Annotated in this window: 12 protein-coding genes; 7 read left to right on the top strand and 5 right to left on the bottom strand. The window is 67.4% G+C overall.

Going from position 1 to position 15,505, the window contains the following annotated elements:
* The first annotated feature begins 93 nt into the window (after positions 1 to 93).
* Genes GVN21_RS05445 through GVN21_RS05460 form a run of 4 tightly spaced genes read left to right on the top strand, consistent with a single transcriptional unit; the run spans position 94 to position 4,252 of the window.
* A complete protein-coding gene (locus GVN21_RS05445; RefSeq protein ID WP_166573711.1) occupies positions 94 to 996 on the top strand; it encodes an ROK family protein in 903 nt (300 codons plus the stop codon).
* Positions 997 to 1,023: 27 nt separating this feature from the next.
* A complete protein-coding gene (locus GVN21_RS05450; protein WP_166573712.1) occupies positions 1,024 to 2,283 on the top strand; it encodes a DNA polymerase IV in 1,260 nt (419 codons plus the stop codon).
* Positions 2,280 to 2,540: a hypothetical protein gene (locus GVN21_RS05455; RefSeq protein WP_166573713.1), complete on the top strand. Its 261-nt coding sequence runs from the start codon at positions 2,280 to 2,282 to the stop codon at positions 2,538 to 2,540. The genes GVN21_RS05450 and GVN21_RS05455 overlap by 4 nt, the downstream gene beginning before the upstream one ends.
* Positions 2,537 to 4,252 (top strand): prolyl oligopeptidase family serine peptidase, encoded by a 1,716-nt coding sequence (locus GVN21_RS05460; protein ID WP_166573714.1) that lies wholly within the window; start codon positions 2,537 to 2,539, stop codon positions 4,250 to 4,252. The genes GVN21_RS05455 and GVN21_RS05460 overlap by 4 nt, the downstream gene beginning before the upstream one ends.
* On the opposite strand, the gene GVN21_RS05465 is transcribed toward GVN21_RS05460, so the two are convergent.
* Together GVN21_RS05465 and GVN21_RS05470 are read right to left on the bottom strand one after the other, a co-directional pair.
* On the bottom strand, positions 4,249 to 5,010 hold the full coding sequence (locus tag GVN21_RS05465; RefSeq protein WP_166573715.1) for a DUF2182 domain-containing protein: 762 nt from the start codon (positions 5,008 to 5,010) through the stop codon (positions 4,249 to 4,251). The two genes, GVN21_RS05460 and GVN21_RS05465, sit on opposite strands and share 4 nt — an antisense overlap.
* A gap of 13 nt (positions 5,011 to 5,023) precedes the next feature.
* The gene (locus tag GVN21_RS05470) at positions 5,024 to 6,526 is read right to left on the bottom strand and encodes a tyrosinase family protein (RefSeq protein ID WP_166573716.1); all 1,503 of its coding nucleotides are present in this window, start codon (positions 6,524 to 6,526) and stop codon (positions 5,024 to 5,026) included.
* Between the two features lie 447 nt (positions 6,527 to 6,973).
* Between GVN21_RS05470 and clpS the strand changes: the two genes are divergently transcribed.
* Entirely contained in the window at positions 6,974 to 7,309 is a 336-nt protein-coding gene (gene clpS, locus GVN21_RS05475; RefSeq protein ID WP_166573717.1) for an ATP-dependent Clp protease adapter ClpS, read from the top strand.
* Between the two features lie 10 nt (positions 7,310 to 7,319).
* Entirely contained in the window at positions 7,320 to 9,641 is a 2,322-nt protein-coding gene (gene clpA, locus GVN21_RS05480) for an ATP-dependent Clp protease ATP-binding subunit ClpA (RefSeq protein WP_166573718.1), read from the top strand.
* 70 nt (positions 9,642 to 9,711) lie between these two features.
* On the opposite strand, the gene GVN21_RS05485 is transcribed toward clpA, so the two are convergent.
* From GVN21_RS05485 to GVN21_RS05495, 3 genes are all read right to left on the bottom strand, one after another.
* The gene (locus GVN21_RS05485) at positions 9,712 to 10,965 is read right to left on the bottom strand and encodes a nucleoside transporter C-terminal domain-containing protein (RefSeq protein ID WP_166573719.1); all 1,254 of its coding nucleotides are present in this window, start codon (positions 10,963 to 10,965) and stop codon (positions 9,712 to 9,714) included.
* Positions 10,966 to 11,031: 66 nt separating this feature from the next.
* Positions 11,032 to 13,272, bottom strand: a complete 2,241-nt coding sequence (locus GVN21_RS05490; protein ID WP_166573720.1) for a PAS domain S-box protein — start codon at positions 13,270 to 13,272, stop codon at positions 11,032 to 11,034.
* A gap of 147 nt (positions 13,273 to 13,419) precedes the next feature.
* Positions 13,420 to 14,754: an SPOR domain-containing protein gene (locus GVN21_RS05495; protein ID WP_166573721.1), complete on the bottom strand. Its 1,335-nt coding sequence runs from the start codon at positions 14,752 to 14,754 to the stop codon at positions 13,420 to 13,422.
* A gap of 265 nt (positions 14,755 to 15,019) precedes the next feature.
* On the opposite strand from GVN21_RS05495, the gene phaP reads away from it, so the two are divergent.
* A complete protein-coding gene (gene phaP / locus GVN21_RS05500; protein WP_166573722.1) occupies positions 15,020 to 15,454 on the top strand; it encodes a TIGR01841 family phasin in 435 nt (144 codons plus the stop codon).
* Positions 15,455 to 15,505: the final 51 nt, after the last annotated feature.

Consider the following 15,505-nt stretch of genomic DNA (forward strand, 5'->3'; position numbering starts at 1 on the left):
TACCTCCAAAAGCGTTTTGACGATGAGTAGGGGCCCTGACGTTCGGGCAGGCAAGCGCTTGCTCGGGGTCCGGGGCCGGGCGATATCGCCACCATGCTCAGACTCGGCGTGGACTTCGGCGGCACCAAGATCGAGGTGGCGGCCCTTGCCCCGAACGGCGACGTGGTCGCCCGCGTGCGGCGGCCCAACCCGCGCCAATACGAGGCGGCGCTGACTACCGTGCGCGAACTGGTCGAGACGATCGAGGCCGAGACCGGCCAGCGGTTCGACCGCGTCGGCATGGGCATTCCGGGCTCCATCTCGCCGCGCACCGGCCTGATCCGTAACGCCAACAGCGTGATGCTGAACGACCGGCCCCTGCAGGCCGATATCGAGGCGGCGCTGGACCGGCAGGTGCGGCTGTCCAACGACGCCAACTGCATGATCCTGTCGGAGGCTACCGACGGCGCGGCGGCCGGCGCCCGCTGCGCCTTCGGGGTGATCATCGGCACCGGCTGCGGCGGCGGGGTGGCGGTGGAGGGCCGGCCCTGGGACGGCGCCAATGGCATCGCCGGCGAATGGGGCCACGCCCCCCTGCCCTGGCCGACGGCGGAGGAACATGGCGCGCGGGCCTGCTGGTGTGGTCGCAAGGATTGCATCGAGACCTTCGTGTCGGGCACGGCCTTCGTGGAAGACTACGCCCGGACCACCGGCCGCCAGCTCGATGGTGCGGCCATCGTCGCGGCCGCGAGGAACGGTGAACCGGAAGCCATTGCCAACCTCGACCGCTACATCGACCGGTTGGGCCGCGCCCTCGCGGTGATCTGTGACATCCTCGATCCGGACGCCATCGTGCTGGCCGGGGGCCTGTCGAACGTCAGCGAACTCTATGACCGGCTGCCGGCGGTGGTTGGGGCGCATGTCTTCTCCGACAGCTTCGAGACGCCGATCCGCCAGGCGGTGCATGGAGATTCCTCCGGCGTGCGCGGCGCCGCCTGGCTATGGCCCCTCGACTGACGCGGGCCCCAGACCCATTCTCCGCTCATGAAGGTCTTGTGCCGCGACTGCTTCTGGACCGGGGAGGACGCGCCCCGGCGCTGCCCGTCCTGTGGCTCGCCGAGAATCGTAGCGCATGCCGAACTGACGACCCTCAGCATCGCCCATATGGACTGCGACGCCTTCTACGCCTCGGTGGAGAAGCGCGACCGGCCGGAGCTGCGGGATGTGCCGCTGATCGTCGGCGGCGGTGTGCGGGGGGTGGTGACCACCTGCTGCTACATTGCGCGAATGAGCGGGGTGCGGTCGGCGATGCCGATGTTCAAGGCCCGCAAGCTGTGCCCGCAGGCGACCATCCTCAAACCCGATTTCCCCAAGTACGTCCATGAGAGCAAGCGGATCATGGCGATGATCCGGGATCTCACGCCGCTGGTGCAGACCCTGTCGCTGGACGAATGCTGGATCGACCTGTCGGGCACCGAACGGCTGCACGGCATGCCCCCTGCCCTCACCTTGGCCAGGCTGCAGGCGCGGATCGAGGCGGAGGTAGGACTAACCGTCTCCATCGGCCTGGCGCCCAACAAGTTCCTCGCCAAGGTGGCATCGGAACTGGACAAGCCGCGTGGCTTCTCGGTGTTGGGAACGGAGGCCGCCTCCGTCCTGGCGCCTAAGCCGGCCAGCATCCTGCCGGGCGTGGGACCGGTATTCGCCGCCACCCTGGAGAAGGCCGGCTATCGCACCGTCGGTGACCTGGCTCGCGCCGACCTCAAGGACCTGGCCGAGCAGTTCGGCAGCCACGGGATGGCCCTGCACAAGCTGGCCCACGGCCAGGACGCCCGGATGGTGAACCCCGGCCAGGGCCGCAAGACCATCAGCGCGGAGACCACCTTCAACACCGACTACAGCGACCGCGAAACCCTGGAGGACATCCTCTGGCCCCTTTGCGAAAAGGTGGCCCGGCAGTTGCGCAAGGAAGGCATCACCGGCCGGGTGGCGGTGCTGAAGCTGCGCAAGACCGACTTCAAGATCATCACGCGCCGCCGCACCCTGCCCGCCCCGACCCAGACGGCGCGGACCCTGTTCAATGCGGTGCGCGAACTGCTGGCGGCGGAGACGGACGGGACGCTCTACCGTCTTATCGGCGCGGGGCTGTCGGATTTCGAGCCGGTCGGGGCGTCCGGCGGAGATTTCTTCGCCGGGGATGAGACGCGAGCGCTGAAGCACGAGACGGCCATGGACACGCTGGCGGCCAAGTTCGGCAAGGGCGCCTTGGTGACGGGCCGGGCGCTCAAGCGGGACCGGGAATGAGGGCGCCCGTCCGCGCCCTTCTGCTGGCGGTGGGGCTGCTGGTCGCCGCTCCGGCGGTCGCACAGTGGCCGCCCGCCTCGCTCCCGGATCACTGGCCCCGCACCGCGCTGTCACCCAACGGCAGGCTGCTGCTGTCCATCGAACGGGCCGATCCGGCCCCCTCGGCCACCATCCGCTATCGGCTCCAGGACACGGACTGCCTGGCGAAGCAGGGCGCTGTCGCAACCTGTGATCGCGCCGCCGCCGAGACCGAATGACCCGCGGCGGCGCCGACATCCTCTGGTCGACGCGAAGCGACGCCGTGCTGTTCTCGGTCGATAAGGGATCGAAACGGGGCTGGGTCGCGCTGGCTCGAACCGACGGCGGCTGGCGGGCGGAGTTTCGGGCCAACCCACCGGCCGGATACCCGAACGTCCCGACGGGCCCGGTCCTGACGCCGGAGGCGTTCGCACGGTTTCCGAGCGGTTTCGACATAGAGGACGCAGGCGCCCTGTGGGGCAGGGTCGATCCCCGGCTTCGCGGCCGTTTTCCCGGCAGGCTCGAGGACAGCGGTGTGGAACTCCTGTTCTCCGCGTCGGGCGGCCTGGCCGGATGGCGAGCCGGGCATGACTTATCTGAATTGTATTCCGCATCCGGGCGAGTGAGCCGCCTCCCCGCCAGCGCCGCTTGGACCGAGGTTCAGTGCGACGAGGGCCGGTGCCTGCCCCGATCGCCCTTACGCACCCTCGTCGCGCCCGGAGGGGAAATCTATCAGTGGGCGGGGTCGGCCGGGCGGAATGGCCAGCTGCTGCGGCATCGGGCCGGCAGGACCGAACAGCTGAGGCTGCCGGCCGAACCGACCGGTCCGCTCTGGCCAGTGTTTACCTCGGGCGGGGCCGTGGCTTCCGGCGTGCTGACCGCCGACGGCTTCCATGGCGTCGAGGCGCCGGCTGGGTTCGCCCGGTCGCTCAACCGGTTCATCGCCGAAACGCGGGCGGACTCCCCCAGCCTCGAACTCGTCGAGGCGCAAGTCGACGATGGTCACACCACCGCTGTGCTCGACTTCAAGGACGTCGCCGGCGGTCGGCGCCTCTACCTCTACTCGGCGGAAGCCGGATCGGGTCGGTTGATCCATCGCGAGCCGGGCGGCGAGCAGCGCTTGAACATCTCCAGCGAGCCGGTGCGCGTCGCGAACGGGTTGGCGGGGCTTCCGGCCCGCCTCTACTGGCTGACCGACAGAACCGGTCCGCCGCGCGGGCTGATCGTCAGCCTGCATGGAGGGCCGCAGGCAAACACCCGCAGCAATTCCCATGGGTCTACGCGCCGACTGCTGGCCCTGGGGTTCGATGTGCTCGACCTGGAGTATCGGGGCACGCCAGGGTACGGCGCCGCGCATCAGCTGGCGTTCCGGTCGCCGGCCACCCGTGTCCTGGCCGCCGATGTCGAGGCGGCGGTGGCCTGGGCTCGAGAACAGCCGGGCTATCGACGCCGACCGATCGGGCTCTATGGGGTCAGCGCCGGGGGGCTCGCGATTGCGGCCTCGGTGGAGTTGCGGCTGGAGGGCCTCGACTTCGCCGTCCTCGACAGCGGGTTGATCGACTTTCCAGAAGACCCGTCCGGCTGGGAATGCGAGCGGATCGGCGGCTGGATCGCCCGGACCTTTGGCGTGGAGAAGCTCGCCGACGGGCGCTGCCGGCCGCGAAGCACCGGGATGTTGGACCTGCCGCGCTACGGCGCCCTTCCGATGCTGGCCTACAGCGGCGGCAAGGATCGGCAAACGCCGTTGCAGGTCGCCCGTCGCTGGGCGGCCGCGGCGAACAGCCGGGGTGGTTGCGTGCAGTTGCTCATCGCCGAGACCGGAGGCCATACCTTGGCGACGCTTGACGCGGCCCGGCTGGCCGAGTTCGACCGGCGGCTGGACGAATGGCTGAAGGCGCTCGCGGCCGGAGGCGACAAGGTCTGTGGGCGAGAGGTTGCGCTGGGTCTTTAGGGAGCCATAGCGGGCCGCCTGCGGTTGCGCAGCCGCCAGGCGATGGACCGCGCGGCCGTCCGTGGCCACCGCCAACGCCAGCTCGGCGGCTCGGGCGGCTCGAGGTGTTCGGCAAACTGCCAGAGGGCCACGGCGGCCATGATCGGCAGGTGGCCATGGGGCAGGAGCAAGGGCGCCAGCATCAGGCCCCAGCAGGCGCCGATGCACCAGAAGCCCTGGGCTGCGCCAAAGCGGATCGCGGCGACGAGAGCCGAAGCCCCAAAGGCCGGCAGCGGCGGGCGGGCATGGCGGCGGTTCAGGCAATGCTGGCGCGCGGGCGAGGCCTGCCAGATCAGCACCGGCGGGATGATAAGGCCCAGGAGAATCCAGGGCGATGGCGTGACCAGCCGCAGCAAGATCGCAACGGGCAGCAATACCGCTCCCGCCGCCATCCACACAGCGGCGTAGGCAAGGAGGAAGGCGGCCATCATCTGCAAGCGTCGCCTGGCCAGAGCGCCGGCGCGGACGTGCAGGAGCGGGATAACCAGCAGCGGAGTCATCATGGCCGCCAGCATGAGCGCCCACCCCGCCGCCAACCGGCCTGGCGGGTTGAGCGCAAACGCCAGGTCCAGCGAGGCCAGGGCCGCGGTCGGGGTCAGCACCGTCATGGCGCAGAAGGTCGGCAGGAACAAGCCGCGGTCCTGGAGAACGGCCAGGACCCAGGCGCCGATGGTCACCAGGACGACGCCCCGGACCACCGGCCATGAGCCGGGCGGCATGAGGATAAGGTCCTCAGCCGCCGGCGAGCAGGAAGATGCTGATCTTGCCGATGGTGATGTTCGCCCAGTTCGGGACAGGGTCAAGCGAGACGATCCGCACGGTAACGTCCTCGCCCTGCCACCCCTGGCCCGAGATCACCTCGGTCAGGTCCAGAATGAAGCTGAGCCCGGCGCCCCCATGCGCCCCATTCGGATCCGAGGCCTCTTCGAGCCCGAACAGCCCGATAGACCCGACCAGCAGGTCGGAGGCGCCCGACAGGTCGGTCGTGGTCGGCGGGACAATGAAGATCGAAAGCGTCACGGCATCGTAGTTCCCGGTCACGTTCTCGATCTTCATGGCCAGCTGGTTGCCGGTCCCGAGCGTGTTGCCGGGGCTGGCCATCATACTGGCCAGCTTGGGTCTCGCGCTGTTGTCGACCTCGACGGTGGTGTCGGTTTCGTATCCGACGACCGTCACGGGGCCATCTTGGGCGCCGACCAGTTCCGGGGTCGCGAAAGGCATGGCGCCCACTCCTGAAGGTCTGCCGATGGACGGTTTAGGAAGCGCCTGGAACCGATCCGGCGCCGGTTGAATCGTGACGTCGGCCGAGGATACATCGTCATCCTCCCGGACCGCAAAGCTGTCATAGGTGTAGCCGAGCGCGGCGATGCTGGTCATGTCGCACGGCGTGAAGGTCCAGGCGGGATCGGAGACACGCGGGACGGTGAACACCCGCCCGTTGTTGCTGGGTATCGGGCCGTTGAGCCAATCGGTCTCGGTCGGATTCTTGCCCCCGGCGCGCACCCAGATCTCCCACATCCGATCGACGTTGGCGTGGTGGAGCCAGAAGATCGGATCGATAGCGGCGGTCACCACCCGGCCCATCAGCCCACCGATCGTGCCGTGGACGATATTGTGGGGATCGTTCTCAAGGGCGCCGTTGTCGGTTCCGGACCACATGAAGCCGGTCTTGGGCCCGCCGAAGCCCGCCAGGATCAGCCAGGCCGTGAAATAGGGCTGTTTGAGCGCCCATCGGCCAATTTGGCTGCTCGGGATCGTGAACCGCCGACGTTGCTCGATGTAGAGGGGATTCTTCGTCCCATCGGGCATCAGCTTGGCCAGGAATGGCGCCGGGATGCTGTTCTGCCCCTTCTCGTAGTAGTTCCAATAGCAGAAAGACCAGTCGTCGGGTCCGTTCGGCAACTTGCTGATGGTGTCGCGCAGGGTCTCCTCAAGCGCGTACAGATACCCGCGATGCCACGGCAGGAAGTACCAGCTCCGGTGCTGGCACTGATCCCAGTAGATATCCCTCTCGTCCTTGCCCGGCAGATACTCACCAAGGGTGTATTGATCGACCTCTTCCCATTTTTCAGCGTTGAACCCGTGGATCGCGGCGTAATAGCGCCAGCTGAACTTGTCGGTCAGCGGCAGGGCCTGCAGGGCCTGAACCCCCTTGGCATACCAGAGATACCAGTCCGGCCACTCGCCCTCCGGCGCCGGCGGCAGGTTGTAGACGTTGGTTCTGGTGTAGGTCATGCGCCGCCCTCTCGTGCTGGTCCCGGCTCCTTCGCGGAGCCCTTTCCTGCACGACGGACGGGGCCGGCGATTGTGAACCGCTCAGGGGCGGCAAAGACGTCACCGCCCGACCGTGAACGTGCAGACCTTGCGATCGCACGCCTCCTTGGCCCCGAGCCCGTTCAGGGGGTCCGGGGCCTGGGCGAGATTACGGTTGTCAGTCAAGAGGGTGTCCGCCGGCGCCTTTCACAGCGCCGTTTGGCGCACCATATGGCGGACCGGGCCGCTGCGGTTCGCCGTCTTGCATCCGCACCGGCGGCGAATGCGTTGGCCCCCCCGATTAGGCGAAGCTCTTCACAAAGCGTCATGTGGGCCAACGGCCCCCTTCCAAAGGGCCGAGGTTTCCATATCTAATCATCAACGACGGCCGCTGCTTCGTGGCCGCTTAATCAGTGTCACAAGGTCGGTATGGCTGAAAGAAAGTCAGGTACGGGGGCGGGCCAGGGTGGCTCGGGAACGGCGGTGGTCACCCAGACCAAGGCCAAGACCGCGAAGCCCTCGCTCTATCGCGTCCTGATTCTGAACGACGACTACACGCCGATGGAGTTCGTCGTGTACGTGCTTGAGCGTTTTTTCAACAAGTCGCGCGAAGATGCGACCCGGATCATGCTCCATGTGCACCAGAACGGCGTCGGCGTTTGTGGCGTCTTCACCTACGAGGTGGCCGAGACGAAGGTCGCCCAGGTGATCGACGCCGCGAGACGCCATCAGCATCCGCTGCAGTGCACCATGGAAAAGGATTGAGGAGCCGCATTTGCCCTCGTTTTCGCGCAACCTCGAAGAAACCCTGCATCGGGCCGTGGCCTATGCGAACCAGCGCAAGCATGAGTACGCGACGCTGGAACACCTCCTGCTGAGCCTCGCGGACGACGAGGACGCGGCGGGGGTGATGAAGGCCTGCGACGTCGATCTGGCCGAGTTGAAGAAGACTTTGGTCGGCTACATCGACACCGAGTTGCGCGCCCTCATCGTCGATGACGAGGAGGACGCCAAGCCGACCGCCGGCTTCCAGCGTGTGATCCAGCGTGCCGTGATCCACGTGCAGTCCTCGGGCCGCGACGACGTGACCGGCGCCAATGTGCTGGTCGCCGTGTTCAGCGAGCGCGAGAGCCATGCCGCCTACTTCCTGCAGGAGCAGGACATGACGCGGTACGACGCGGTCAACTACATCGCCCACGGCATCGCCAAGAAGGCCGGCGCCTCGGAGCCGAAGGTGGTCAAGGGCGCCGAGGACGAGGACGCCCCCGGCAAGCCGAACGCCAAGACCGGCGGCGAGGCGCTCGAAGCCTACTGCGTCGACCTCAACGAGAAGGCCAAGCAGGGCAAGGTCGATCCGCTGATCGGGCGGCTGGCCGAGGTGGAGCGCTGCATCCAGATCCTCTGCCGGCGGACCAAGAACAACCCCCTGCTGGTCGGTGACCCGGGCGTCGGCAAGACGGCCATCGCCGAGGGCCTGGCCCGCAAGATCATCCAGCACGAAGTGCCGGAGGTGCTGGAAGGCGCCACCATCTTCTCGCTCGACATGGGCGCGCTGCTGGCCGGCACCCGCTATCGCGGCGACTTCGAAGAGCGGATCAAGCAGGTCATCAAGGAGTTGGAGAACCACCCCAACGCCATCCTGTTCGTCGACGAGATCCACACGGTGATCGGCGCCGGCGCGACCAGCGGGGGGGCGATGGATGCGTCCAACCTGCTGAAGCCCGCTCTGGCTTCGGGCAGCCTGCGCTGCATGGGCTCGACCACCTACAAGGAGTTCCGCCAGCACTTCGAGAAGGATCGGGCGCTGGTGCGGCGGTTCCAGAAGATCGACGTCAACGAGCCGACGATCGACGACACCATCAAGATCCTCAAGGGCCTGAAGGTTTATTACGAGGACTTCCACAAGCTGAAGTACACCAACGACGCCATCAAGACGGCGGTGGACCTGTCGGCCAAGTACATCACCGACCGCAAGCTGCCCGACAAGGCGATCGACGTGATCGACGAGGCGGGCGCGGGCCAGATGCTGCTGCCGGAAGGCAAGCGGAAGAAGACCATCGGGGTGAAGGAGATCGAGGCGGTGGTCGCCAAGATCGCCCGTATCCCGCCGAAGTCGGTCAGCAAGACCGACACCGAGGCGCTGAAGGAGCTGGAAGCGGACCTGAAGCGCGCGGTCTATGGCCAGGACGAAGCCATCATCCAGCTTAGCTCGGCCATGAAGATGGCCCGGGCCGGTCTGCGCGAAGGCAACAAGCCGATCGGCAGCTATCTGTTCAGCGGCCCTACCGGCGTCGGCAAGACCGAGGCGGCCCGCCAACTGGCCTCCACCTTGGGCATCGAACTGCTGCGCTTCGACATGTCGGAGTACATGGAGCGGCACACGGTCAGCCGGCTGATCGGGGCGCCCCCCGGCTATGTCGGCTACGATCAGGGCGGCCAGTTGACCGACGCGGTCGATCAGCATCCGCATGCCGTTGTCCTTCTCGACGAAATCGAGAAGGCCCACTCCGACGTCTACAACATCCTGCTGCAGGTGATGGACAACGGGACGCTGACCGACAGCAACGGCAAGAAGGTCGATTTCCGCAACGTCGTCCTGATCATGACCACCAACGCCGGCGCCGCTGACGCCCAACGCCAGTCGATCGGCTTCGGCCGCGGCCGCGCCGAGGGCGAGACGGAAGAGGCCCTGAAGCGGCTGTTCACCCCGGAGTTCCGCAACCGCCTCGACGCGGTGGTGGCCTTCAAGCCGCTGACCCAGGACATCATCCGCCAGGTGGTGCAGAAGTTCGTCCTCCAGCTGGAAGCCCAGCTCGCGGACCGCAACATCACCATCGAGACCACCGACGAGGCGGCCGACTGGCTGGCCAAGAACGGCTTCGACGAACTCTACGGCGCCCGGCCCCTGGCCCGGGTGATCCAGGAGAACATCAAGAAGCCCCTGGCCGACGACATCCTGTTCGGCAAGCTGGCCAAGGGCGGCCACGTGAAGGTGGTGCTCAAGGACGGCAAGATCGCCTTCGAGTTCGAGATCGATACGCCGAAACCAAGAGAGCCCGGCGCGCCGGAGATCGAAGAGCCGGCGCTGGCGGAGTGATCTTTCACTGACGCGAAACATCAGGCCGGGCGGAGGCGACTCTGCCCGGCCTTTTTTTCGATTGTCGCTGTCAGGGCGCGATCAGCAGCCCGGCCATCGCGGCGCTCATCAGATTGGCCAGCGAGCCTGCCAGGACAGCCAGCAGCCCATACTTCGCGATCAACGGCCGCTTCTCCGGAACCAGCCCGCCCAGGACCCCCATCTGGATGGCGATCGAGCTGATATTGGCGAAGCCGCACAAGGCAAATGTGACTACGGCCTGGGTGTGAGGCGAGAGGGTGGCGCGGGCCTCGCTATAGTGGAGGTAGGCGACGAACTCGTTGAGGATCAGCTTTTCGCCGAACAGCTCCCCGGCTTGGCCGGCTTCGGACCAGGGGACGTTGAGCATGAACATCACCGGCGCGAAGACGACGCCGAGGATCTGCTGGAAGCTGAGATCCGGGTGGCCGAACAGGCCGCCGACGCCGCCGAGGATCCCGTTGGCCAGGGCAATCAGGGCGACGAAGACAATCAGCATGGCGCCGACCGCCACGGCCAGCTGCACCCCATCCTGAGCGCCGTTGAAGGCGGCCATGATGATGTTGGCGGGACGCTCCTCCTGCTCAGGCTCGGGCGTGGCGGCGGCGATCGCCTGGACCTCTTCACCAGCTTCGGCGGCGGGGAAGGGCTTCTCGTCCGGCATGATGATCTTCGCCATCAGCAGGCCGCCGGGTGCCGACATGAAGGCCGCGGCCAGCAGGTATTCGATCCTCACCCCCATCTGGGCATAGGCGGCGAGGATGGAGCCGGCGACCCCGGCCATGCCGGTGGTCATCAGGGCGAAAATCTGGGCGTCGGTCAGGCCCCTCAGGTAGCCGCGCACCACCAGCGGCGACTCCGACTGGCCGACCAGGACGTTGGCCGCGGCGTAGAGCCCCTCCACCCGGTCGACGCCGAGGAGCAGCCTGAGCGCCCCGCCGCCCCAACGGACGACTGCCTGCATGATTCCCAGGTAGTAGAGGATCGAGACCAGGGCGCTGAAGAAGATGATGATCGGCAGGATGTTGATGGCGAAGCTGGCGATGCCGTTCACCTGGGTCAGGCCGCCGAACACCATCTCGATGCCGACCTTACTGTAGCCGAGCAGGCTTTCGACGCCGTGCGCCGCGGCGGCCATCGCCGCCTGGCCCCAGGGCAGGTAGAGAACAAAGACGGCGATCGCCGCCTGGAGTGCGAAGGCGCTGGCCACGATGCGAAGGTTGATGCGCCGCTTGCCGCGCGACAGCAGGAAGGCGAGGCCGAGGATCAGCAGGATGCCGGCCAGCCCGATCAGGATGCGTTGCAAGGAGCCCTCCCCGGAATCTTCCGGAAGCAGACTAGGCTCGCGCAGCCTTCGCCGTCGAGCAATGCGCTAGCCGGCGGTGCGGGCGCGGATGACGCAGACCAGGCCGGTCGGCTCGAACCGCAAGTCGGCGGGGCCGCCGAGTTCGACGCCCAGGCCCTGGCGCAGCAGGCGGCTGCCGAAGCCGGTCCGGCTGGGCGGGACGACGGGCGGGCCGCCCTCCTCCCGCCAGGTCAGGACCAGCTGGCCATCGTGCTGGACTTCCCAGGCGATGGAAATCCGCCCCTCGGACCCGGACAGGGCGCCGTACTTCAGGGCGTTGGTGGCCAGTTCGTGCAGCGCCATGCTGAGAGCCAGGGCGGTCTGGGGGCCGATGCGGTGGTGGGGCCCCTGGGCCGAATGGCGGGCGGCGTCGTAAGGGCGCAGGGCGGCCGCGACAACCTCGCCGAGGTCCGCGCCCTCCCAGCTTTCGCGAGTCAGTACGTCGTGGGCCGCCGAGAGCGAGAGCAGGCGGGAAGTCAGCAGGTCGCGGGCCTCACTGATCGGAAGGCTGTCGCGCAGGGTCTGGTGGGCGATCGACTGGACGGTGGCCAGGCTGTTCTTCACCCGGTGGTTCAGCTCGTTGATCAGCAGCCGCTGGTGCTGTTCGGCCTTGCGGGCTTCGGTGACATCGACGTTGACCCCGATCATGCCGACGAACCGGCCTTCGGCGTCGTGGCGCGGTTCGGCGCGAGTGAACAGCGTGCGAATATGGCCGTCGGCGCGCCAGTAGCGGGCCTCGACCTCCAGCGGCGCACGGCGCTCCATGGCCGCGCCGAGGGCGGCGAAGAGATGCTCCTGGTCGGCCTCAACCACCGTGCCGCCCCAGGTGAATCCGGACAGGTCATCGGCCGCGCCCCAGAATTCGCGGAGCGAGCGGTTCAGATAGAGGCAGTTCCCGTTCTCGTCGCCCATCCACAGCATCACCGGGGCGCTTTCGGCGAGCAGGCGGAAGCGGGCCTCGCTCTCGCGCATCGCCGCCTCGGCCGCCCGCATCTCGGTCAGGTCGATGGCCAGGCCGACATAGCCTTCGAAGCCGCCGTCGGGGGTGACGCGCGGCCGGGCGCTGGCCAGCATGGTGCGCCAGCCGCCGTCGGGGCGGCGGAAACGCGCCTCGAAACTGTAGGGGTCGTTGTGCAGACGGGCCGATGACCGGGCGGCCAGGACGCCGCTGAGGTCATCCGGATGCAGCATCTCGATCCAGACGTCGCCGGTGATTCCGGCCGGATCACGGCCCGCAAGATCGCCGAAGGCCTGGTTGGCGAACGCCATCTCGCCGGAGGCGGCGGTCACCCAGATAGGGGCCGGGGCCTGGTCGGCCATGGCGCGGAAACGGCTTTCGCTTTCCTGAAGCGCGGCCTCGGCGCGGGCGCGGGTCAGGGCCGACCAGGTGCGGGCGGCGACATCTTCCGCAAGGGCTGCCTCGCCGTCAGTCCAGGCGCGGGGCTCGGGTTCGTGGAAGAAGATCAGGGCGGTGAACCGGCCGTCGCGGATGAGGGGCGCGACCATCAGGCCGCGGGCGCCATAGCCTTCGGCGTGGTCGGCGGTCAGGGGATCTGTGGCGATATCGTCGATCCGCACCACCCGGCCGGCTCTCAGCCGGTCGATCAGGGCAGGTCCCAACCGCATCATCGGCCGGACCGTGCCCGCCACGCTGTCCAGCCCTTTTCGGCTGCAATCGCTGAGCACGGTGACCGACTGTTCGGAAGGATCGACCTGGGAAAAACCGACGCGGGCCACGTCCAGGTGTTCAGCCAGCTCGCGGGCGGCGATGGCCGTGATCTGGACCGGATCGGTGCAGGCGCGGAGCTGCTCGCTGAGGTGCAGCAGGAAGCTGAGCCGCTGCTCCGCCACCACATGCTCTGTCGCGTCGGTGACCGCCGTGAACACCCCGGCCACGGCGCCCGCCTCGTCGTGGATCGGGGTGTAGGAAACGGTGTACCAGCCGACGCGGGGTGGACCGTCCGGATGCACCACCCGGCGGCGGTTCTCGGTCCAGGTAGGAATGCCCTGGAAGGCCGGGTCGATCAGCTCCCGGGCGTCGTCATAGATTTCCGGCCAGACGTCGCCGACAAACCGGCCCAGCGCCTCCGTCTCGCGGGCGCCGAGAATGGGGATGTAGGCATCGTTGTGGAGGAAGATCCGCTCCGGCCCCCAGAGCACGAACATCGGCTGGCGAGCGTTGAGCATCAAGTTGACGGCGGTACGCAGACTCTGCGGCCAGGTCTCCAGCGGCCCGAGCGGGGTGACGGCCCAGTCGTGCGCGCGCACACGCCGCGCCATCTCGCCATCGGCGTGAGGGAACGGAGCAGCGGTCACAGATCGCTTCGGCGCCAAATCGTCGGGCAAGGACGTCCCCAGAAAACGGCCGCAAACGCGCCCGTCCAGCGCCGCAACGCGCAAGTCGCCTGAAGGTTCCTAGCGACCGGGCGCCACGACCATGCAGGTTTGTTTCTTGGCCTTGAGCGCCTTGCAGGCGGCGCGGGCGTCATCGGCGGTGAGGCCGGTGAAGCGGACGCGGAAGAAGCCGCTGACCTTGTCTCCGATCACCCCCTCGGCGTCGTCCAGCACCTTGCCGAATTTCTTGCGGATCGAGCTCATCTGGGTGCGAGCCTGATCCTTGCTCTTGAAGGCGCCCGCCTGCACCGTCCACTGCCCCTTGGGCTTCCTGGGCGGCGTGGCCTTCTTGGCGGGGGTCTTCTTGACCGCGGACTCGGTCGGCATGCTGCGGGCCACCACGAAGCCGCCGGCGTCGGGGCCATCGGTGAAGGTGGCGCGCGGCAGTGCGGCATCGCCCTGAGCCGAAGCGTATTGCATCGGGGCCGGCGGCGGCGGTTCGAACAGGCTCTGTGCGACGAGAATGCGTTCCCCGCGGTCACGGCGGCGCATCACGTCGAAGCCGGTGCTGAGCAACTCCTGCACATGGTTGTCGCGGGCGGCGTTGGACGTCCCGCCCAGCATCACCACGATCAGCCGACGGCCGTCCTGCACGCCCGAGGCGGCAAGGTTGTACCCGGACGCGTTGGTGTAGCCGGTCTTCAGCCCGTCCACCCCCGGCATGCGGGCCAGCAGGCGGTTGTGGTTGTTCATCGTCACGCCGCGGAAGGTGAAGCTGCGAAGGTTGAACAGGCTGTAGTACTGCGGATAGTCGCGCATCACGGCGCGCGACAGGATGGCGATGTCGCGCGCGGTCGAGATCTGGCGGCTGTCCGGCAGGCCCGAGGCGTTGACGAAGCGGGTGTTGAGCATGCCCAACTCCTGGGCCCGCAGGGTCATCAGGGCGGCGAACTTGGCTTCCGAGCCGGCCATGTGCTCGGCCAGGGCGACCGACATGTCATTCGCCGACTTCACGGCGATGGATTTCATCGCGTCATCGACGGTGATCACATCGCCGGCGCTGACGCCCAGCTTGGTCGGCGGCTGGGCGGCGGCCTTGGCCGATACGGTGATAAGGTCGGACGGCTTCATCCGGCCGTCCTGGATGGCTTCGAACGCCAGATAGAGGGTCATCACCTTGGTGATCGAAGCCGGATAGCGCGGGCTGTCAGCGCGTTTGGCGTAGAGCACCTCGCCGGTGTTGGCGTCGACCACCACGGCGGCGTACTTGGCGACATCAGCCGGGTTGGGTCTGGGCGGCGCCTGAAGCTGGCTGTAGGGAACCTGCGCGGAGGCAAGCCCGTTAACGATTGGCGAGACGATCATCGCGGCGGCGGCCAGGGCTGCGAATGCAACGCGGCGGGCGGGCTGGAACATGCTGCGTCCGTCGAAGAATCAATGGTTTGCGCCACCCCCCTTCGGCGGCGACTTGCATCATAACATGCACGATCGCGACTTACGCCAAAGTAAACACCTCTTGAGCGAATTGCCGCAACGCACCTAGACAGCGTTCACAGGACCGTCATTGTGCAGTGCACAAAAACGGTTGACTGCTGCAGTGCAGCATGAGACATTTCGGGTACGCCGATCCTCCCCAGAAATCGGTTCCCAGATCCTCACCCGACCTCGCAAGGAGAGCCCCATGGCCGCCGCCGAGACCCTCAAGAGCACCGTCGAACAGTTCACCACCGCTGGCAACGTCGCGTTCAAGGACAGCGTCGAGAAGTCGCTGGCCGGCCTCAACGAGATGAACGCCCACTCGAAGAAGAACCTGGAAGCCGTGGTCGCCTCGGTCACCGCCGCGACCAAGGGCGCCGAGTCGCTGGGCGCGCAGTACATGGCCTACTCCAAGCTGGCGATGGAAAACCAGGTCGCGGCCGCCAAGGCCCTGGCCGGCGCCAAGAGCGTGCAGGAAGCCGTCGAGCTGCAGACCAGCTGGGCCAAGAGCGCCATGGAGCTGTACATGGCCGAAGCCGGCAAGATGGGCGAAACCGTCGCCGCGGCCGTCAAGGACAGCATGAAACCGCTGAACGAGCGCGTGACCGCCACGGTCGAAAAGCTCCAGTCGGTAAAATAAGCTTCCAGTCACTGGAACGTGAGGGCCCGGATCGGTGACGATCCGGGCCTT

The organism is Caulobacter sp. SLTY (assembly GCF_009905535.1).
In the GTDB taxonomy this organism is placed as follows: Bacteria; Pseudomonadota; Alphaproteobacteria; order Caulobacterales; family Caulobacteraceae; genus Caulobacter.

What these genes read in the sequence shown, in the direction of transcription:
- GVN21_RS05445 (WP_166573711.1), top strand. Translation starts at nt 94, where the DNA reads ATGCTCAGACTCGGCGTGGACTTCGGCGGCACCAAGATCGAGGTGGCG.
- GVN21_RS05450 (WP_166573712.1), top strand. Translation starts at nt 1,024, where the DNA reads ATGAAGGTCTTGTGCCGCGACTGCTTCTGGACCGGGGAGGACGCGCCC.
- GVN21_RS05455 (WP_166573713.1), top strand. Translation starts at nt 2,280, where the DNA reads ATGAGGGCGCCCGTCCGCGCCCTTCTGCTGGCGGTGGGGCTGCTGGTC.
- GVN21_RS05460 (WP_166573714.1), top strand. Translation starts at nt 2,537, where the DNA reads ATGACCCGCGGCGGCGCCGACATCCTCTGGTCGACGCGAAGCGACGCC.
- GVN21_RS05465 (WP_166573715.1), bottom strand. Translation starts at nt 5,010, where the DNA reads ATGCCGCCCGGCTCATGGCCGGTGGTCCGGGGCGTCGTCCTGGTGACC.
- GVN21_RS05470 (WP_166573716.1), bottom strand. Translation starts at nt 6,526, where the DNA reads ATGACCTACACCAGAACCAACGTCTACAACCTGCCGCCGGCGCCGGAG.
- clpS (WP_166573717.1), top strand. Translation starts at nt 6,974, where the DNA reads ATGGCTGAAAGAAAGTCAGGTACGGGGGCGGGCCAGGGTGGCTCGGGA.
- GVN21_RS05495 (WP_166573721.1), bottom strand. Translation starts at nt 14,754, where the DNA reads ATGTTCCAGCCCGCCCGCCGCGTTGCATTCGCAGCCCTGGCCGCCGCC.
- phaP (WP_166573722.1), top strand. Translation starts at nt 15,020, where the DNA reads ATGGCCGCCGCCGAGACCCTCAAGAGCACCGTCGAACAGTTCACCACC.